The 17,739-nt window shown below is 65.5% G+C and carries 15 protein-coding genes, 1 tRNA gene and 1 rRNA gene; 8 read left to right on the top strand and 9 right to left on the bottom strand.

The genetic code is table 11. The features are described from left to right. Positions 1–102: 102 nt before the first annotated feature. Together rrf and AC3A4Z_RS20205 are read left to right on the top strand one after the other, a co-directional pair. Positions 103–219, top strand: a 5S ribosomal RNA gene (gene rrf / locus AC3A4Z_RS20210). A 405-nt stretch (positions 220–624) separates the two neighbouring features. After that, positions 625–1,116: an SRPBCC family protein gene (locus tag AC3A4Z_RS20205; RefSeq protein ID WP_498713743.1), complete on the top strand. Its 492-nt coding sequence runs from the start codon at positions 625–627 to the stop codon at positions 1,114–1,116. 23 nt (positions 1,117–1,139) lie between these two features. On the opposite strand, the gene AC3A4Z_RS20200 is transcribed toward AC3A4Z_RS20205, so the two are convergent. Continuing rightward, on the bottom strand, positions 1,140–2,195 hold the full coding sequence (locus AC3A4Z_RS20200; RefSeq protein ID WP_498713741.1) for a LacI family DNA-binding transcriptional regulator: 1,056 nt from the start codon (positions 2,193–2,195) through the stop codon (positions 1,140–1,142). A 2-nt stretch (positions 2,196–2,197) separates the two neighbouring features. Continuing rightward, positions 2,198–3,907: a glycoside hydrolase family 13 protein gene (locus AC3A4Z_RS20195; RefSeq protein ID WP_498713739.1), complete on the bottom strand. Its 1,710-nt coding sequence runs from the start codon at positions 3,905–3,907 to the stop codon at positions 2,198–2,200. 183 nt (positions 3,908–4,090) lie between these two features. Between AC3A4Z_RS20195 and AC3A4Z_RS20190 the strand changes: the two genes are divergently transcribed. Further along, positions 4,091–5,455, top strand: coding sequence for an FAD-binding oxidoreductase (locus AC3A4Z_RS20190; protein ID WP_498713750.1), 1,365 nt, complete (start codon positions 4,091–4,093; stop codon positions 5,453–5,455). A gap of 3 nt (positions 5,456–5,458) precedes the next feature. Here the strand turns inward: AC3A4Z_RS20190 and AC3A4Z_RS20185 are convergent, their stop codons facing one another. The 4 genes from AC3A4Z_RS20185 to otsA form a co-directional block, all read right to left on the bottom strand. Then, positions 5,459–6,877: a DUF4032 domain-containing protein gene (locus AC3A4Z_RS20185; protein WP_050056296.1), complete on the bottom strand. Its 1,419-nt coding sequence runs from the start codon at positions 6,875–6,877 to the stop codon at positions 5,459–5,461. Between the two features lie 108 nt (positions 6,878–6,985). Beyond that, entirely contained in the window at positions 6,986–8,068 is a 1,083-nt protein-coding gene (locus AC3A4Z_RS20180) for an ABC transporter ATP-binding protein (RefSeq protein ID WP_091417165.1), read from the bottom strand. Positions 8,069–8,286: 218 nt separating this feature from the next. Beyond that, positions 8,287–9,114 carry a trehalose-phosphatase gene (gene otsB / locus AC3A4Z_RS20175; protein WP_498713736.1) on the bottom strand — a complete coding sequence of 276 codons (828 nt, stop codon included), beginning with the start codon at positions 9,112–9,114 and terminating at the stop codon, positions 8,287–8,289. Beyond that, complete coding sequence (otsA, locus tag AC3A4Z_RS20170; protein ID WP_498713734.1) at positions 9,104–10,606, bottom strand: alpha,alpha-trehalose-phosphate synthase (UDP-forming); 1,503 nt, start codon at positions 10,604–10,606, stop codon at positions 9,104–9,106. The genes otsB and otsA overlap by 11 nt, the downstream gene beginning before the upstream one ends. 179 nt (positions 10,607–10,785) lie before the next feature. Between otsA and AC3A4Z_RS20165 the strand changes: the two genes are divergently transcribed. Together AC3A4Z_RS20165 and AC3A4Z_RS20160 are read left to right on the top strand one after the other, a co-directional pair. Beyond that, positions 10,786–11,673 carry a DsbA family protein gene (locus tag AC3A4Z_RS20165; RefSeq protein ID WP_498713732.1) on the top strand — a complete coding sequence of 296 codons (888 nt, stop codon included), beginning with the start codon at positions 10,786–10,788 and terminating at the stop codon, positions 11,671–11,673. 167 nt (positions 11,674–11,840) lie between these two features. Further along, positions 11,841–11,914: transfer RNA gene (locus tag AC3A4Z_RS20160), tRNA-Thr, on the top strand. Between the two features lie 51 nt (positions 11,915–11,965). Here AC3A4Z_RS20160 and AC3A4Z_RS20155 read toward each other — a convergent pair. Further along, positions 11,966–13,387, bottom strand: coding sequence for an FAD-binding oxidoreductase (locus tag AC3A4Z_RS20155; protein WP_498713730.1), 1,422 nt, complete (start codon positions 13,385–13,387; stop codon positions 11,966–11,968). Between the two features lie 190 nt (positions 13,388–13,577). On the opposite strand from AC3A4Z_RS20155, the gene AC3A4Z_RS20150 reads away from it, so the two are divergent. The 3 genes from AC3A4Z_RS20150 (at position 13,578) to AC3A4Z_RS20140 (ending at position 15,013) form a co-directional block, all read left to right on the top strand. Further along, complete coding sequence (locus tag AC3A4Z_RS20150; RefSeq protein ID WP_493972068.1) at positions 13,578–13,781, top strand: hypothetical protein; 204 nt, start codon at positions 13,578–13,580, stop codon at positions 13,779–13,781. Positions 13,782–13,873: 92 nt separating this feature from the next. Beyond that, entirely contained in the window at positions 13,874–14,176 is a 303-nt protein-coding gene (locus AC3A4Z_RS20145) for a DUF4193 domain-containing protein (protein ID WP_050056290.1), read from the top strand. Between the two features lie 285 nt (positions 14,177–14,461). Then, on the top strand, positions 14,462–15,013 hold the full coding sequence (locus AC3A4Z_RS20140) for an AMIN-like domain-containing (lipo)protein (protein ID WP_493972069.1): 552 nt from the start codon (positions 14,462–14,464) through the stop codon (positions 15,011–15,013). 116 nt (positions 15,014–15,129) lie between these two features. On the opposite strand, the gene AC3A4Z_RS20135 is transcribed toward AC3A4Z_RS20140, so the two are convergent. Further along, positions 15,130–16,683 carry an APC family permease gene (locus tag AC3A4Z_RS20135; RefSeq protein ID WP_498713726.1) on the bottom strand — a complete coding sequence of 518 codons (1,554 nt, stop codon included), beginning with the start codon at positions 16,681–16,683 and terminating at the stop codon, positions 15,130–15,132. Continuing rightward, a complete protein-coding gene (locus AC3A4Z_RS20130) occupies positions 16,680–17,705 on the bottom strand; it encodes an agmatine deiminase family protein (protein ID WP_498713748.1) in 1,026 nt (341 codons plus the stop codon). The genes AC3A4Z_RS20135 and AC3A4Z_RS20130 overlap by 4 nt, the downstream gene beginning before the upstream one ends. Positions 17,706–17,739 lie beyond the last annotated feature (34 nt).

The raw sequence follows: 17,739 nt of genomic DNA, 5'->3' as shown, positions 1-17,739 counted from the left end.
GGAACAAAAACACAACTGAATAACAACACCACACATGTTGTAACCACCAACAGGTTTCCCACCCCCAGGCCTCAAAGGCCCTGGCGGGCCGGGTGAAAAGGTTACGGCGGTCATAGCGTGGGGGAAACGCCCGGTCCCATTCCGAACCCGGAAGCTAAGACCCACAGCGCCGATGGTACTGCACCCGGGAGGGTGTGGGAGAGTAGGTCACCGCCGGACATAAATTAAATGAGTAGGGCCCTGACAACAGACGTCAGGGCCCTACTCTGCTTTAACCACCAAACCCTCGCCCACTTATCGCGCCAAATACCCAAACCCTCTCTCACTTAACGCGGGTTTTCCACCCTCCCTCTCTCACTTAACGTGGGTTTTCCTCGATCGCTCTCTCAGCCGTCCACCAGATACGGCTCAGGTTGCAGACATCCCGAACCAACCGGCGTCGTCCGCCATCACACGGAAGAGCAGCCGGAACACCGCATCAAGTGAGAGAGCGTCACCCGAAAAGCCGCATCAAGTGAGAGAGCGTCACCCCAAGAGCCGCATCAAGTGAGAGAGCGTCACCCGAAGAGCCGCATCAAGTGAGAGAGCGTCCGGGGGAGGGCGGCACGGGTAGAGTTGTGCACCATGAACAGCCTCTTCAGCCACGGTGCCGAGCCCTTCGGAAGCGATGAACAGCCGGCCGGCGAGCTCCTCGAACCGGTGGTCAACACAGTGATCGTGCCCGGCAGTGTGGCGCATGCCTTCGCCGGGTTCACCGACCATACGCACCTCTGGTGGCCGCTGGTATCATTCGGCGTCTATGGAGCCGGCTCCTATGTTGAGTTCGAGGAGAACCTGATCCTTGAAACGGCGGACGACGGCCGGACCAGCATCTGGGGAACGCTTGATGACTGGCAGCCGCCCTTGTCCTTCCACGCCACCTGGCACCCGGGCTCCACGGCCTTGTGGTCCACGGAGCTCCTGGTGGTCTTCAGGGCAGTAGGGGAGGGTACAGAGGTGCGGGTGTTCCATGAAGGCTGGGAAGGGGCTGAGGACCCGCACGCGGAGCGCAAACGGTATGTGGAGGCCTGGCCGGAAATCCTCGCCCGGTATGCCCGCTTTATGGGCGCTCCCTAGGTGAGCGGAGACGCGGGCGGGGATCAGGGCCGCTGACGTCCGCCATCGGCCCGGGGAACGGCGGTACTTGTCCTGATCACAAACTCCGTAGGAAACTCCTGGTCGGCTTCGGACCGCTCTGATCCGCTCCCGGAGTCCTTTGCGCTGGCCTCGAGGAGCTGCAGCGCAGTCGCGGCCGCCATGGCACCCTGGCCGCGGGGATCCTGGTCTACGGTGGTCAAGCCGAACGTCTCGCCCAGCTCGTGTCCGTCCATGCCCACTACGGAGAGGTCCTGCGGAACGTGGAGCCCAAAGTCACGTGCAGCGAGAATGGTGCCCACCGCCATCTCGTCGGAGGCCGCAAAAACCGCGGTGGGCCGCTCGGTGGCACCGCCCAGCAACCGGCGTGCCGCTGAGTAGGCGCCCTGCACAGTGAAGTCAGCGGTGATCTGCCACTCCGGCCGGATCTCCAGACCTGCTGCCGCCATGGCCTTTTGGTATCCGGCCTGGCGGATGCCGGGCAGCTTGAAGTCCTGGTTCAGTGCTGCGTCGCCGGTGACGTGGCCTATCCGCGTATGGCCAAGCCGGATCAAATGGTCTGTGGCCATCCTGGCCAGGCGTTCGTCGTCGATCCTGATGGTGGAAGCCCCCGGCAAAGCGCCGCCGATACCCACGATGGGACGGTGGACGGCCAGCAGCTGTTGGATTTCGGCGTCGCTCAGCACCAGGGCCACTGCGATGACCGCGTCCAGGCGCTTCCGGAGGAGGAAATCGTTCAGCACACTGCGGCGGCGCTCGGGCTGGTCGCCCACGTTGTACAACGTGAGGTCGTACCCGGCATCCAGGAGAGTCTCAGATGCTCCCTCCAGCACGAGGGAAAAATACCAGCGGTGGATTGAAGGAACCACCAGGCCAATATTGTGGTTCCGCCCGGAAGCGAGGCTGGCGGCATGGTAGGAGGGGACGAAACCCAGTTCCCCCGCTGCTTCCAGTGCCAGCTTCCGGCTCTTTGCGGAGACATTGGACTTGCCGCTCAGTGCCCGCGAGACGGTGGCGATGGAGAGCCCCGCCTTGTCTGCGACATCCTTGATGCCCGCCATACTCAGGGGGTTGGTGTAAGGCGGATCCAGGCTGTTTCGCCCGAAGCCAGCAGGCCTTCAGGACCGGAGGGGACGCTGCGGACCAGGACCTGCCCGGCAGGCATCTCCAGCGGCTCGTGGTTGAGGTTCATAAGCACCAGCGTAGCGCCGTTGACATAACCCAGTGATGAACCGGTGCACCAGTCCTCTGCCCACGCCAGGGAGCCCCGGCCCAGGTCCAAGTCGCGGCGAACCGCCAGCATTGTCCGGTAGAGAGCAAGGTGCGACGACGGCGAACCGGCCTGCACGTCCCGCGCCCACTGTTCAAAAGAGGCAGGAAGGGGCAGCCAAGGGTCCTCGCCGTGGCCGAAGCCAAAGTGGGGTTCGCCGGCCCGCCACGGCAGCGGAACCCGGCAGCCGTCCCTGCCCAGCCGCTGCCCCCCGGTACGTGCGAACGTAGGGTCCTGACGCAGGTGCTCGGGGATGTCGATCCCGTCCGGCAGGCCGAGCTCTTCGCCTTGGTAGACGTACGCCGCGCCGGGCAGCCCCAGCATAAACAGCGATGCGGCGGCAGCCCGCTGCCGGCCCAGGGCCGTGTCAGGCTGCGGATCCGCCGGACCGATGCCGTCGCCGTCGCGGGGCCCCTGCCCGTTGTAGCCGAAGCGGCTGGCGTGACGGACGACGTCGTGGTTGGACAGCACCCAGGTGCTGGGAGCCCCAACGCTGTCCAGGACCGTCAGGGAGTCGGTGATGACGGAGCGAAGCCGGTACACGTCCAGCCCGGCGTGCAGGTACGGGAAGTTGAAGGCCTGGTGCATTTCGTCGGGCCTGACCCAGTGCGCCAGCCGGGGAAGGTCAACGCTCGCTTCCGCGCACAGGATCCGGTCGGGCCCGTAGCCGTCCAGGATCTGACGCCAGGTGCGGTAGATGTCGTGGATGGCCGGCTGCCCGAACATCGGGGCCTCATGGCCCGGGAAGCCGTCTGAGCTTCCGCCGTCGGGGCGTCCGCCCCAAGCGGGGAGGCCGGGCGCCTTGACCAGCGCGTGCGCCACATCCACGCGGAAGCCGGAAACCCCGCGGTCCAGCCAGAACCGGAGGATCCGTTCGAACTCAGCGTGTACGGCAGGGTTGTCCCAGTTGAAGTCCGGCTGGGATGAATCGAAAAGGTGAAGGTACCACTGGTCCGGCTGGCCGTCCGGACCCGTTACCCGGGTCCAGGCGGGGCCGCCGAAGTGGGACTGCCAGTTGTTGGGCGGCTCGTGTCCCTCAGGTCCGGCGCCGTCGCGGAAGATAAACATGTCGCGCTCGGGGCTGCCCGCAGGCGCGGCCAGGGCTGCCTGGAACAGCGCGTGCTGGTCGGAGCAGTGGTTGGGAACGAGGTCCACAATCACCCGCAGGCCCAGCCGGTGGGACTCGGCCATCATCACGTCGAAATCCCCGAGGGTGCCGAAGATCGGGTCCACGTCGCAGTAATCGCTGACGTCATACCCGGCATCGCGCTGCGGCGACCGGTAGAAGGGGGACAGCCACACGGCATCCACGCCAAGGTCCGCCAAATGGGGCAGTTCCTCTGTGATGCCCGCGAGGTCTCCCACGCCGTCGCCATTCAGGTCCCGGAACGACCGGGGGTAAACCTGGTAGATCACGGCAGAGCGCCACCAGCCCGGCAGGTTGTCGGCAGCGTGGATGAGGGTCAGCGGACCCGCAGCGGGTGTCAGAGTTTCGACAGACATGAGGTCCAGCTTAGGTTGTGTTGGCACATTAATGGAAACGCTTCCACAATTACTTTCGCGCAATCGTAGGCGAAATGAGTGTTTCCGCTGGTCAACTGTGGAAGCGCTTGCAGAAGTGTTGCGGGCCTGCGCCCATAGACTGATGGGAAACGTGCGACGGCGGATGGAGGCTTCGTGGGAAGCATGGCAGTTGAGGAGCTGGAAACCAGCCTGGCGGACGGACAGGTGGACCGGCACGAGACGACCCTCGCCCGGTATGCGGTGGACCAGGCCCCCATCCTTGACTACCAGCTGCCCCTGGCCGTGGTGTTCGCCGAATCCGTGGAAGACGTCCAGGCGGTAATGCGCATTTGCGCCGCCGCCAAAGTGGCCGTAGTGCCACGGGGAGCGGGAACCGGCGTCTCCGGCGGCGCCCATGCCACCAAAGACTGCATCATCCTGTCCCTCGAGCGGATGGACCGGATCCTGGCGTTGAACCCGGATGACGAAACAGCAGTGGTGGAACCCGGCGTCATCAACGCCGTGCTTAATGAAGCCGCGGCCGAACACGGACTGATGTACGCGCCGGACCCCGCCAGCTTCCGCAGCTCCACCATAGGGGGAAACGTGGCAACGAACGCCGGCGGGCTGCGGTGCGCCAAATACGGGGTCACCCGGGACTCCGTCCTTGCGCTGGACGTGGTCCTGGCGGACGGCTCACTCCTGCACACCGGCCACCAGACCTTCAAGGGCGTGGCGGGCTACGACCTGACCGGGCTCTTCGTGGGATCCGAAGGAACCCTGGGCATCGTGGTGGGCGTGACGGTGCGCCTGAAGTACCTTCCCCGGGAAGTGCATACCATCGCCGCCTTCTACCCGGACTTCCGCCAGGCCGCAGCAGGCGTCCTGGCCGTGGGCAGGGCGCGCGTCCAGCCCGCCATCATGGAACTGCTCGACGGCGGCACACTGGCCCAGCTGGACGACATCCACGGCTCGGACCTCACCGCCCGCGGCAGCTCCCTGCTGCTGATCCAGACCGACGGCTTCGGCGCGGCGGCGGAGGCCATGATGGTCCGGGAAGTCCTGGCGGCCGGCGGAGCAACCGTCACCACCGAGGCCAGCGCCGAAGCAGAGCGGCTCGTGGAACTGCGGCGCCACAGCCGGGGCGCGGAAGTGGACGACGAGTACCGGGTGGGGGAGGACGTCGCTGTTCCCCGGTCCCGCCTGGTGGACTACGTGGCAGCGCTGGAGGCCATGGCCATCCAGCACGCAGTGCACCTCAAAGTGGTGGCGCACGCCGGCGACGGCAACCTGCACCCCACCTTCTGGATCGACCGGAAGGACAACGCTGTGGACGGCGAGGCGCTGGAGCGGCTCCACCGGGCACTGGACGAGTCCATTACAGCCGCCCTGGGCATGGGCGGCACTATCACCGGGGAACACGGCGTGGGGCAGTACAAGCTGCGGTGGCTGGGCCAGGAACAGCCGGAACCGCTGCGGGAACTGCAGCGCCGGATCAAGGACCTGTTTGATCCCGCCGGCATCCTGAACCCCGGAAAGGGAATCTAGCGTTTAGTCGTCCACGTCCGGGTATTCGTCGATGGACTCGTCGCCGCCGTAGCGGGACTCTTCCGTTTCCGCTTCGAGGATCTCCAGCAGCCCGGTGGGCGGGTTCAGCATAATGGCTGCCTCATCCCGGCGGTGCCGCAGGATGGAGTCGATGTAGGACTGGACAGCTTCGGCGAGGGGGATGTGCCGTTCCTGCTTTTCGGACATGTACCAGCGGTGTTCCAGGACCTCGTGCACCACTTCGGCCGGTTCGAGCTTGCCGGACAGGTCCCGCGGAATGGACCTCACGATGGGCTCGAAGACCTGGCTGACCCACAGGTGGGCACTGTATTCCTCGTCCATGTCGGGGTTGTTGTCCGCCCGGAAGGTGTCCATGTCATTGAGGAGGCGGCGCGCCTGGTTCTCCTGGGCGTCCAGGCCGGTCAGCCGCAGCAGGCGCCGCATGTGGTGCCCGGCGTCCACCACCTTGGGCTGCAGCTGGATGGTGGACCCGTTCTGGGTGGTCTTGATGGCGTATTCCTCGACGTCGAAGCCGAGTTCGTTGAGCCGCCGGATGCGGGCGCCCACCCGCCAGCGTTCGCCGAGTTCGAAGGATTCCTTTTCCGTCAGTTCGGCCCAGAGGCGGCGGTAGCTGTCCATGATGAGCTCGCTGGTGGCTACGGGATCCACCTTTTCCTCGATCAGCCCGCCGTCGAGCAGGTCCATCAGCTCACCGGCGATGTTGACGCGCGCGATCTCCAGGTCATATTCGCGCTGGCCGGTGGAGAGGTCCGGGTACAGCTCCCCGGTTTCGGCGTCCACGAGGTAGGCGGCAAACGCGCCGGCATCGCGGCGGAACAGCGTATTGGACAAGGAAACGTCGCCCCAGTAGAAGCCGATCAGGTGCAGCCGCACCAGGAGCAGCGCCTGCGCGTCGATGAGCCTGGTGAGCGTGTCCTTGCGGAGCATCTGGGAGAAGAGGGCGCGGTACGGCATGGAAAACTTCAGGTGCCTGGTGACCAGGACGGGGTTCAGGGGCTTCCCGTCCAGTGTGGTGCGGCCGGTGATGACGGCCACCGGCTCCACGCAGGGAACGTCCAGCCGGGCCAGTTTGCGGAGCATGTGGTACTCATGCCGGGCCACATGCTCGGAGGTTTCCTTGATGGCGATCACGGAACCGCCCAGGTGGGCGAACCGGACGATGTGCCGGGAGATACCGCGGGGGAGTGCGGCCAGGTTTTCAGCCGGCCAGTCCTCCAGCGCGATGTGCCACGGCAGGTCGAGCAGCTCCGGATCGGCAGCCGCCGCCGTGATGTTCAGGGAGCTGGAGACCGAGGCGATCTTGCCGTCGTCCGCACTCGCGGCGACAAACCGCGGCAGTTTGCCCACCTGCGCATAGTCGGTGGGTTCGTCGTGCCACTGGGCGCTGTATTCCTCGGTCATGCGTCAATTCTTCCGTAGATAGGCGCGGCCAGCTAATTCTTCTGCAGGCACGGTTAAAGGCCGACGGCGGCCCTCCAGTAAGGAAGGCCGCCGTCAGTTTCAGATTTGTTAGTCGCCCAGGCGCAGGCCGGTCTTGGTGTCGAACAGGTGGACGTGGCCCGACTGCGGACGGACGTAGATGGACTCGCCCTTCATCGGAGGGCGGCGGCCGTCGACGCGTGCCACGATGTCGTGGTCCTTGCCGTCAAGCGTGGTGTGGCCGTAGACGTAGGCATCGGCACCCAGCTCTTCAACGACGTCGACCTCTACCTTCAGGCCTTCACCGTGCGGAGCGGTCTCGAGGTCCTCGGGGCGTGAACCCAGCGTCACGGTGGAGCCGTGTGCTTCTTCGAGGACGTCACGCGGCACGGGGTAGACGGTCCCGCCGAACTGGACGCCGCCGTCGACGACGGGCAGTTCGAGCAGGTTCATGGCGGGGGAGCCGATGAAGCCGGCGACGAAGACGTTCTTCGGGCGGTCGTAGAGGTTGCGCGGGGTGTCAACCTGCTGCAGGAGGCCGTCCTTCAGCACGGCGACGCGGTCGCCCATGGTCATGGCCTCGACCTGGTCGTGCGTCACGTAAACGGTGGTGACGCCCAGGCGGCGGGTCAGGGATGCAATCTGCGTGCGGGTCTGCACACGAAGCTTGGCGTCGAGGTTGGACAGCGGCTCATCCATGAGGAAGACCTGCGGGTTACGGACGATGGCGCGGCCCATGGCAACACGCTGGCGCTGACCGCCGGAAAGTGCCTTCGGCTTGCGGTCCAGGTAGGGCTCAAGGTCCAGGAGCTTTGCGGCTTCACGGACACGCTCGGCGCGCTCTTCCTTGGAGACGCCTGCGATCTTCAGGGCGAAACCCATGTTGTCGGCCACAGTCATGTGCGGGTACAACGCGTAGTTCTGGAAAACCATCGCGATGTCGCGGTCCTTCGGGGGAACGTCGGTGACGTCGCGGTCGCCAATGAGGATCCGGCCTGCGTTGACGTCCTCGAGGCCTGCGAGCATGCGCAGGGAGGTGGACTTACCGCAACCGGAGGGTCCAACGAGGACCAGGAATTCGCCATCGGCGATGTCGATGTTGAGCTTATCGACGGCGGGCTTTTCTGTGCCCGGGTACAGACGCGTAGCGTTATCAAAAGTAACTGTAGCCACAGTTATCAATCCCTTCACCGGCAGGTACGTGCCGGACGATCCGTTGTGAATGGTTCATGTTTGTTCAGTTTTGTACTGCGCGTGTTTCCTGGCGGAGGCCGGAAGACACTGAGTGACGCCGCACGGTAGTTGTGCGCCACATCACAGAGAAGAGTATGTCAGATACTGTTCGAACTGGTGCAAATGTTACGAACGTCACAAGTGACGTTCGTAACCGCTCACTCCTGCGGCGCTTCTTCCGCGACGGCCAGGCTCCGTTCCTGCAGGAGCACTTCGAGCATCTCCGCCACATGGACCGGAGCCTCCACCCGGTACTGCGCCTGGGTGAAATCGAGGCCCACCTTGATGCCCACATCGCCTGGCTCCAGCCGTGCGAGGGCATCCTCGTCGGTGGTGTCGTCGCCTGCAAACAGGACGGCGCTGGCGCCGCTGATCTGCCTCAGGAACGTCACGCCCTCGCCCTTGGAGGCATTCACCACGGAGGTTTCCAGGACCCGCTTTCCGTCTTTGAGGAAAACGCCTTTGCGGTCCTGCAGCAGCGAGCGTGCTGCGGCCACGGCGTCCGCTGCCACGTCGTCGGGCGCCTGGCGGGTGTGCAGCACCACGCCGGCCGGCTTGTCCTCCAGCATGGTGCCCGGTGCTTCGGCCACAATGTCGGCCAGGATACCGCGCACCTCTGCGAGCAGGGCTTTCTGCTCATCGTCCAGCGTCAGTCCTGCCGACCCGGGGCCCAGCCACGCTTCCGCCCCGTGGCTGCCGATGAGCAGCGTGTCCACCGGCGGCGAGGCGACCTTGCGCAGGCTGGCGAGGGCGCGACCGGAGATGAGTGCCGTCGTCGTACGCGGCAGCACGGCGAGCCCGGCGAAAGCCGTGGCGGCCCGGGGAAGCGGCCGCGCGTCGTCGGCATGGCCCACGATGGGCGCCATGGTTCCGTCGAAGTCCATGGCCACCAGCAGGTGGTCGGTCCGGGCGATGGTGCGGATGGCTTCGCGGAGCTCAGGTGTCAGCGCCAGCTTGCCGTTGCCGGTCCGGCTCTCAGGTGTCATCGCGCACCACTTTCTCCTTCAACGCCTGCAGGAAGTCGGCGGACCAGTGGTCCACGTCGTGCTCAAGGATCTGCTTGCGCATGGCCCGCATCCGCCGCGACGCGTCCCGGGGGGACAACTCCACGGCGCGCATGATGGCATTCTTCAGGCCGTCGATATCGTGCGGGTTTATCAGCAGTGCCTGCTTGAGCTGGTCGGCTGCGCCGGCGAATTCACTGAGCACCAGCGCGCCGTCGTTATTGGTGCGTGCCGTGACGTACTCCTTGGCCACCAGGTTCATACCGTCCCGCAGGGCGGTCACCAGCATGACGTCGGCGGCCAGGTACAGGGCCACCATCTCCTCCACCGGGTAGCTGTGGTGCAGGTAGCGGACGGCGGTGTTCTCGAGGGTGTCGTAGGTGCCGTTGATGTGGCCTACAGTGCCCTCCACCTCCTCGCGGAGGAGCCGGTACTGCTCCACCCGCTCGCGGCTGGGGCTGGCCACCTGGATCAGGGTGGCGTCGCTGACGGACAGCTTGCCGTCGGCCAGGAGCTCCTCGAAGGCCTTCAGCCGGTGCCGGATGCCTTTGGTGTAGTCCAGGCGGTCCACACCCAGCAGAATGGTTTTCGGATTGCCGAGGTCCTGGCGGATCTGGCGGGCCCGCTCAATGATTTCCGGCTTGGCGGCCAGCTCGCTGATCTGCTGGACGTCGATGGAGATGGGGAACGCCTGGGCCCTGGCGATGTGGGTGATCTGGCCGTCCTGGCCCTTGACGTGCACCTGCTGCTGCTTGACGCTGGCGCCCAGGAAGCGGCGGGCCGAGCGCATGAAGTTGCCGGCGTCGCTGGGCCGCTGGAACCCCACCAGGTCGGCGCCGAGGAGGCCGTCGATGATGGCCTGGCGCCACGGCAGCTGGGCGAAAATCTCGGGCGGCGGGAACGGGATGTGGTTAAAAAACCCGATCTTGAGGTCCGGCCGCGCTTCGCGGAGCATCCGCGGCACCAGCTGCAGCTGGTAGTCCTGGATCCACACAGTGGCGCCGTCGTCGGCGTGGCTGACGACGGCGTCGGCGAACCTTTTGTTCACCGCGCGGTAGGCGTCCCACCAGGTGCGGTGGAATTCCGGCGGTGCGATGACGTCATGGTAAAGGGGCCACAGCGTGGCGTTGGAGAAGCCCTCGTAATACAGCTCGACGTCGTCCGCGCTGAGCTGGACGGGCACCAGGTCCATGCCGCCGTGGCTGAACGGTTCCACGGTCTCGTCCGGGGCGCCGTGCCAGCCCACCCAGGCGCCGTCGGTCTTGGTCATCATGGGCGCCAGTGCCGTGACCAGTCCGCCGGGGGACCGCCGCCATCCCGAGCCGTCGTCGCCGTTTTCGCCTGGAGCGACGCGGTCCACGGGCAGTCTGTTCGAGACCACCATAAAGTCGTACTTTGTCTCTGCCTTGGAGCCCGAGCCGGCGGTGCCTGGTGCGGCTGCGGCGGCGGGTTTTTCCTGGACGGGTGTTTGCATTGCGGCCCCCTGGGGTTGCTTGTGCCTCTTAGCCCACCCTAACGGGACAGAATCTTCGGTGCTATTCGTCCGTTGGTCAAGCCGGAAGAATACTTGAAACAGCAAGCTCTCAGCTTTCTGACCTAAAATGGAGGGGTTGCCACGAACTGGTCCCCCTCGTCGATCGATCCAAGGAACACATGAGCCCCGCAAACGAAGTACGTAAGTCCAAGGCTGAGCGCACCGCGGAGGCCCGCGAGAAAGCGCGGCTGATCCGTGAAGCGCAGCTGAAAAAGGACAAGCGCAACAAGCTGCTGATCGGGTGGGGGATTGTGGCCGCCGTGGTGGCCATCCTGGTGGTGGTGGCGCTGGTGGTGACCAGTTCGATGAAGCAGAACGCGCCCGTCGCGGACCAGGGACCCACGCCGGCCAACGGCAACGTGCACGGCGGCGTCACGCTCCTGGCGAACACCGAGGTTGCCAAGCTGGATCCGGCCACTGTTGACGCAGCCTCGGTCGGCGAGCCGCCGCAGGCTCCGCCGGCGGAAGTGGTGGCTCCCGGGGCCGAGGCCGAAGCGGGCAAGCCGGTCAAGGTTGTCCTCTACATCGACTTCATCTGCCCGGTCTGCAAGAACTTCGAGGCGCAGTACAACGAACAGCTCACGTCGCTGCGCAACGAGGGCAAGATTACGGTTGAATACCGCGCGCTCGGGTTCCTGGACAGCCGCTCCACCACCAACTACTCGTCCCGTGCAGCGAACGCCGCCGCGTGCGTTGTGAACGAATCGCCGGAGAAGTACGCAGAGTTCGTGGACGCCCTGTTTGCCAACCAGCCGGCCGAAGGCGGCGCCGGGCTCTCGGACGACAGGCTCAAGAGCATGGCCTCCGACCTGGGTGTGGACATCAGCAGCTGCGTGGATGAAAAGACCTACCGCCCGTTCGTAAAGTTCACCACCAAGGAAGCCTCAGCGATCGGCGTCACCGGCACCCCCACCGTTTTTGTGGACGGCAAGCAGTGGGGCAAGGGCGACAGCGCCCAGACCCCGTTCCCCGATTTCCTCCAGGCCGCGATCGACGCCAAGGCCTAACGGTTTGAGGGCCCGCTGCCGGATCTACTTCGGCGGCGGGCCCTTTTTGTTGCCCGGCTTCCTGCCCGGCGGTTCTCCCGGCCTTGGATAAGGCGGGCGTTTTTACCACTGGGAGGACTTGGGCTAACCTTATGTAGCGCCGTTCAGGCGCCCGCCCGCAAGGGCACGCCTCCTTAGCTCAGTTGGCCAGAGCACCGCTCTTGTAAAGCGGGGGTCGTCGGTTCGAATCCGACAGGGGGCTCTTTTTTTGCCCGCGGCCGGCCGCGGGCCTGCTTCGGGCCGCACCGGCCTGTTAGCCGCCCGACGGCGTGATGTTGTGGTTCAGGCGCAGGAGATTCTGCGGATCGTAACGGTCCTTGAGGGCCACGAGGCGCTGGTACTTGTCCTGTCCGTAAGCGCTGCGGGCGGCGTCCGGCGCCTGCACTCCCACTTCCGCTCCCAGGAAGTTGACGTATTCGCCCTGTTCCGCGAACGGCTGCATCACCGCGTAGGCCTTGCGGGCGAAGGCTGTCAGCCGTTCGTCCTCCGCCGCGTCACGCCAGAACCCGTACACGTTGAGCCAATACCGGGCGGACCGGTTCGGGAACGCAGTGGCGTCTTCGGGCACCCGCCCGAACGCACCTTCGAGGTGATGGATATCGATGCCTGTTCCTTCCCAGGCCAGCTCGGAGGCGAAACCCAGGACGGCGTCCACCACTTCCTCGTCCAGGCGGGAGAACGAGACGTTCTTCCAGTAGCCGCGTGAGCCTTTGGGGAACACCGGGTCCATGGCACTTTGCCATTCCGGCCACGGGGTGGGTCCCACCTCCTCGGCGTCGGGCGGGGCAGCGGCGCGAAGCTGGTCCACCAGCTGCAGGCCGGCCTGATGGTCCTCGGCAACCCAGGCGAATCCGATAGCCATCCAGGGGTCACCGCCCATGCCGAAGTCGGCCGGGAGCACCAGGAACGAGACGATCGGGTTCATCTCGTCCGGCAGGTCACGGGTCCACGCCTCGAAGGCGAGGAGGGCGCTGCGCCAGTTGTCCGGCCGGTAGAAGAGGTTGCCGCCCAGCGGTGCGGCAGGCAGGGGGAGGGTGCGGAAGGTGAAGGAGGACACCACGCCAAAGTTTCCGCCGCCGCCGCGCACTCCCCAGAACAACTCCGGGTTCTCCTCCGCGCTGGCATGCACATGCTCCCCGGCAGGAGTGACCACGTCCACGGCATCCAGATTGTCCAGGCTCAGCCCGCCGGTCCGCGTCAGCCAGCCCACGCCGCCGCCCAGGGTAAGTCCTGCCACTCCCGTTCCGCTGATGACCCCCAGCGGTACCGCCAGACCCTGGGCAGCCGTGGCCCGGTCCACGTCCGCAAGGGTGGCCCCGGGTCCGACGGCGACCCGCCGGCTTTGGGCGTCGACCCGCACCTCCCGGAGGGCGCCCAGATCCAGGACCAGTCCGCCGTCGACAGTGCCGTGGCCGGCGATGTTGTGCCCGCCGCCGCGGACGGCCAGGGCGAGGCCGCTGCGCCGGGCACTGTCCAGGACTATGTCGATGTCCGATAGGGCGCCTGCGCGCGCGATGGCACGCGGCCGCAGGTCGACCATGCCGTTCCACACCCTGCGGGCTTCCTCGTACAGGGGATCCTGCGGTTCGATTAACGATCCCTGCAGCTGCCCGCGCAACTCGTGCAGTGACTGCTGGACGTCCGGCTCCGGAAGGTGTTCATGAACTGTGGCCATCGCTGCTACTTCCAGATCAAACGGCGCCAATAATCCAGCGGGAATACCGATGCCGCGATTGTAGGATCGGCCCCTGGAAGGGTCAACAACTTCTTTTTAAAGCTGCCTGTCCGGTCCGTGGCATTGCGGATTAATCTGCATGAGACCAGCACGAAACGCCCCCACAACATTGGCTGCGTAGCCTCACGGCATGACAACACAATTTCCCGCCCGGGTCCGGGCCTGGCTGGCGGAAACCTTCTTCTTCGAAACCCCGGAGCATGCTGAAGGTGCCATGGCGGATGCCAGCCGATGGGGCTGGCTGCCGGCCCTCAGCGGAGTGGCCGCAGGAATGGAACAGGCCCGCGAAAAGCACCGGGAAACCGCGGCCCGGCAGCCTGGATTGTCTGGTTGAACACACTATTGCGCGGGTGAGGGCATTATGACCTAAACTGCTTCACTGAGGTGCCTGAAATGGCGCTGTGCAGCAACGAAAGTGAACACGCTATGGCTACCGATTACGATGCTCCACGCAAGCAGGAAGAAGAGTCCCCCGCAGACTCCCTGGAGGCCCTCCAGGCGTCACGCGGCGGCAACGCGCAGACGGCTGTTATCGACGTTGACGAAAACGACACGGCCGAGGGCATCGACCTGCCCGGCGCCGATCTTTCCAACGAGGAACTGACTGTCATCGTTGTTCCCGAGCAGTCAGACGAATTCACCTGCTCATCGTGCTTCCTGGTCCGCCACCGGTCCCAGGTGGCCCGCGAAAAGAACGGCATGAAGTACTGCCGCGAATGCGAAGGCTGAACCGGCACCCCCAATACAGCGCACAACAGCGCCGGCAGCCCCTCGGGCGGCCGGCGCTGTTCCCTTTCTCCAGCACCCCGTTATCCCGCGTAACGGACGGGTCCAGAAACGGCACCGGAAGGGTAAAGGACGGCGGAAAACCAGCGCCGGATTTACAGGGGCGTGACCCGGACCAGGCGTTCCTTACGGTTCCGCGCCGAAGCGGCTACAGCCCTCGTTTCGGGCAGCTGACACTCCTACGCTTGAGCTATCCAACCGCACCACTTCCTTTGGATGGCACCCACAATGAAAAAACTCCTCATCTGGCTCACGGCCCTCTTTATGGCCGTCGGGCTGGGAATCCTGGTTCCGGGGCCCGCCTCGGCAACCACCTCGTATTGCGGACTGGTTTGGGGATCCAAGGCGAAAGCCGTTGAAACCCTAAGCGCAGCCTCAGTCACCAACGTCCGGACCGGGCGGCACTACTGCTTCGACCGGCTGGTGATTGACCTCAAGGGCCATGTCGACGGCTACAACGTCCGTTACGTTGGCCAAGTGACACAGGACGGTTCCGGAAACCCGGTTCCTTTGCGTGGGCAGGCGTCGCTCCAGGTCACCGTGACAGCCCCGTCCTATGACATAGAGAAAGGCACCCCGACGTACACCCCGGCCAACCAGGCCGAATTGTCCAACGTCGCGGGCTACCAGACCTTCCGCCAGGTGGCCTGGGCAGGCAGCTTTGAGGGCTACACCACCCTTGGCCTGGGCGTCCGCGCCCGGCTGCCCTTCCGGGTCCTGACACTGGACGGCCCGGGGTCCGGATCACGGCTGGTGGTGGACGTCGCCCACTTCTGGTGACGGATACCGCACAGCGACCCACTGCCAAGCGATAACTCCGCAGCGGTAACCACAAAAAGGTGCCGCACCCCGCTGATCCGGGGTGCGGCACCTTTTTGGCTGGGGGGGCAGGACTCCTACTCCGGGACCACCAGGGCCGGGGTGTCCTGCTTCAGGGTTTCGCCGCGGAAGAAGCCGGGCCGAACCCGGGACATCACCAGCATAAAGACCGCGCCGAGGGCAAGGATGCCCACCCCGAGGACGAACACCAGGCCCACGCCGAACACTTCGGAGCCGCTGCCGAATTCGGGAGCCCAGCTGTCCACGGCGGTCTGCAGGAACACCACGAACAGGCCCACGCCGCCCAGCACGGGGCAGAGCAACCGCAGGATGAAGTTGCGGAGGTTGCTGAAGACGCTGTTCCGGAAGTACCAGGCGCAGGCGATCGCCGTCAGCCCGTAGTAGAAGCAGATCATCAGGCCCAGCGCCAGGATGGTGTCGTTCAGGACGTTTTCGCTGACCACGTGCATCACGGCGTAGAATCCCGCGGACAGGATGCCGGCGGCAACGGTGGCGTAGCCCGGCGTCGCAAAGCGCTTGCTCACCCGGCTGAACGGCTCCGGCAACGCCCCGTAGTGGGCCATGGCGAGCAGGCTGCGCGACGGCGACATAAACGTGGACTGGAGCGAGGCGGCGGAGCTGGAGAGCACCGCCAGGGACATCAGGATGGCGAACGGGCCCATGATGGGGGAGGCCAGGGCGGTGAAGATGTTCTCGTGGATTTCGGTGTTGTTCAACCCGTTGCCGGTATCTCCGACGCCGGCAAACATCATGGTGGCGATGCTGACCAGCAGGTAGATCGCCAGGACGATCAGGGCCGTCAGGGTACCGGCGAGGCCGGCAGTCTTTTTGCCGTTCGCCGTTTCCTCATTGACCGTGAGGCAGACGTCCCAGCCCCAGTACACAAAGATGGACAGCGAGATCCCGGCGGCCACCTGGCCGAACGTTTCGATCTTCGTGACGTCGAACCATTCCCAGCTGAAGGGAATGGCCGTTTCGGAGGTGGACCAGTTGGCGAACGCCATGCCCACGAACAGGCCCAGCACCAGCAGCTGGAACCCCACCAGTCCGTACTGGACCAGCTTGGTGGTGTGCAGGCCCCGGTAGCTGACCCACACCGCAAGCGCTACAAACACAAAGCAGGTCAGCACATTCAGCGGCTTGTCGGCCGCGAGGTCAGCCAGTTCAGCTGAACCGGTGAGCTGGGAGAGGAAGAGGTAGAAGAAGTCGACGGCCACCCCGGCCAGGTTGGACAGGACGATGATGTTGGCTGCGAGCAGGCCCCACCCGCCCATCCAGCCCACCCAGGGCCCGAACGCTTTGGTGACCCATGTGAAGGTGGTGCCGCTGTCCGGGGAGTCGGCATTGAGTTCCCGGTAGGCCAGGGACACCAGGATCATCGGGATGAACCCGATGAGGAAAATGACGGGCAGCTGCAGTCCGGCTTCGTTGACGGTGGGTCCCAGCGCGCTGGTGAGCGTGTAGGCCGGGGCGATGGTGGAGATACCAAGGACAACCACGGCGAGGAGTCCCAGCTGCCCGCCCTTCAGACCCTTGGGGGAGACTCCGGAGGGGTTTGCCGGCTTTCCGGCTCCGCCGGCGGAGGCGCCGGTGCGGATGGTTTCTGTCATGGCACCACTTTCTGGGAGGCAGCGGGCTGCTGTTGGGTGATGCAGTGGATCCCCCCGCCGCGGGCAAAAAGCTCGCGTGCGTCGATGGCGACAATACGCCGTCCGGGGTAGGCCTCCGCAAGGATCTGCAGGGCCTTGTCGTCCTGGGGGTCATTGAAGCTGCATGCGATAACGCCGCCGTTGACCACCACGTGGTTGATGTAGCTGTAGTCCACGAAGCCCTCGTCATCCCGCAGGGTTTCCGGGGCGGGGACTTCAATAATCTTCCACTGCCTGCCGGCGGCGTCGGTGGTGCCCCGGAGGAAGTCAATGATTTCCCGGGAGACCTCGAAGTCGGGGTGCTCCGGGTTCTCCTGCGAGTGGACCAGGAGCGTGCCGGGCGAGGGGATCGCGGCCACAATGTCCACGTGGCCGCGGGTGCCGAACCGCTCGGAGTCACGGGTCAGGCCGCGCGGCAGCCACACCACATGGGTGGCACCGATGGTGCGGGCCAGTTCCTGCTCGACGTCGGCCCGGCTGAGGCCCGGATTGCGGCCCGGATCCAGCTGCACGGTTTCGGTCACCAGCACGGTTCCCTGGCCGTCCACTTGGATGCCGCCGCCCTCGTTCACCAGCGCCGACACGATGTGCCGGGCGCCGGACCTGCCGGCCACCTCGCCGGCGATCAGCGCGTCCTTGTCCCACTGCGCCCAGTCCTGGCCGCCCCAGCCGTTGAACACCCAGTCCACGGCACCGAGCCGGCCGTCGCCGTCCAGCACGAAGGTGGGCCCGATGTCGCGCATCCACGCATCATTCAACGGGGCGGCAAGCACCTCGACGTCAGGGTGCAGGTAGGCGGCGGCCGTGTCGACGTCGTCGGGATCCACCACCATGGTGACCGGCTGGAACTCGACGGCGGCGTTCGCCACGGCAGCCCAGGTGGACCTGGCCGCATGGGCGGCCTCCGAGGATTCACCAAGGGTGTAGCCGCCGGCGGGGAAAGCCATCCACAGCCGCTCCTGGCGGGCAGTTTCGGCGGGCATCCGCCACTGTCCGGTGCCGGCTGCGGCCTGCTGC

Source organism: Arthrobacter sp. Soil_C_49 (assembly GCF_057656635.1).
This window is presented reverse-complemented; position numbering and strand designations above follow the sequence as displayed.

What these genes read in the sequence shown, in the direction of transcription:
- AC3A4Z_RS20205 (WP_498713743.1), top strand. Translation starts at nt 625, where the DNA reads ATGAACAGCCTCTTCAGCCACGGTGCCGAGCCCTTCGGAAGCGATGAA.
- AC3A4Z_RS20190 (WP_498713750.1), top strand. Translation starts at nt 4,091, where the DNA reads ATGGCAGTTGAGGAGCTGGAAACCAGCCTGGCGGACGGACAGGTGGAC.
- AC3A4Z_RS20130 (WP_498713748.1), bottom strand. Translation starts at nt 17,705, where the DNA reads ATGCCCGCCGAAACTGCCCGCCAGGAGCGGCTGTGGATGGCTTTCCCC.
- AC3A4Z_RS20135 (WP_498713726.1), bottom strand. Translation starts at nt 16,683, where the DNA reads ATGACAGAAACCATCCGCACCGGCGCCTCCGCCGGCGGAGCCGGAAAG.
- AC3A4Z_RS20195 (WP_498713739.1), bottom strand. Translation starts at nt 3,907, where the DNA reads ATGTCTGTCGAAACTCTGACACCCGCTGCGGGTCCGCTGACCCTCATC.
- AC3A4Z_RS20165 (WP_498713732.1), top strand. Translation starts at nt 10,786, where the DNA reads ATGAGCCCCGCAAACGAAGTACGTAAGTCCAAGGCTGAGCGCACCGCG.
- otsA (WP_498713734.1), bottom strand. Translation starts at nt 10,606, where the DNA reads ATGCAAACACCCGTCCAGGAAAAACCCGCCGCCGCAGCCGCACCAGGC.
- AC3A4Z_RS20140 (WP_493972069.1), top strand. Translation starts at nt 14,462, where the DNA reads ATGAAAAAACTCCTCATCTGGCTCACGGCCCTCTTTATGGCCGTCGGG.
- AC3A4Z_RS20185 (WP_050056296.1), bottom strand. Translation starts at nt 6,877, where the DNA reads ATGACCGAGGAATACAGCGCCCAGTGGCACGACGAACCCACCGACTAT.
- AC3A4Z_RS20200 (WP_498713741.1), bottom strand. Translation starts at nt 2,195, where the DNA reads ATGGCGGGCATCAAGGATGTCGCAGACAAGGCGGGGCTCTCCATCGCC.
- AC3A4Z_RS20145 (WP_050056290.1), top strand. Translation starts at nt 13,874, where the DNA reads ATGGCTACCGATTACGATGCTCCACGCAAGCAGGAAGAAGAGTCCCCC.
- AC3A4Z_RS20155 (WP_498713730.1), bottom strand. Translation starts at nt 13,387, where the DNA reads ATGGCCACAGTTCATGAACACCTTCCGGAGCCGGACGTCCAGCAGTCA.
- AC3A4Z_RS20150 (WP_493972068.1), top strand. Translation starts at nt 13,578, where the DNA reads ATGACAACACAATTTCCCGCCCGGGTCCGGGCCTGGCTGGCGGAAACC.
- otsB (WP_498713736.1), bottom strand. Translation starts at nt 9,114, where the DNA reads ATGACACCTGAGAGCCGGACCGGCAACGGCAAGCTGGCGCTGACACCT.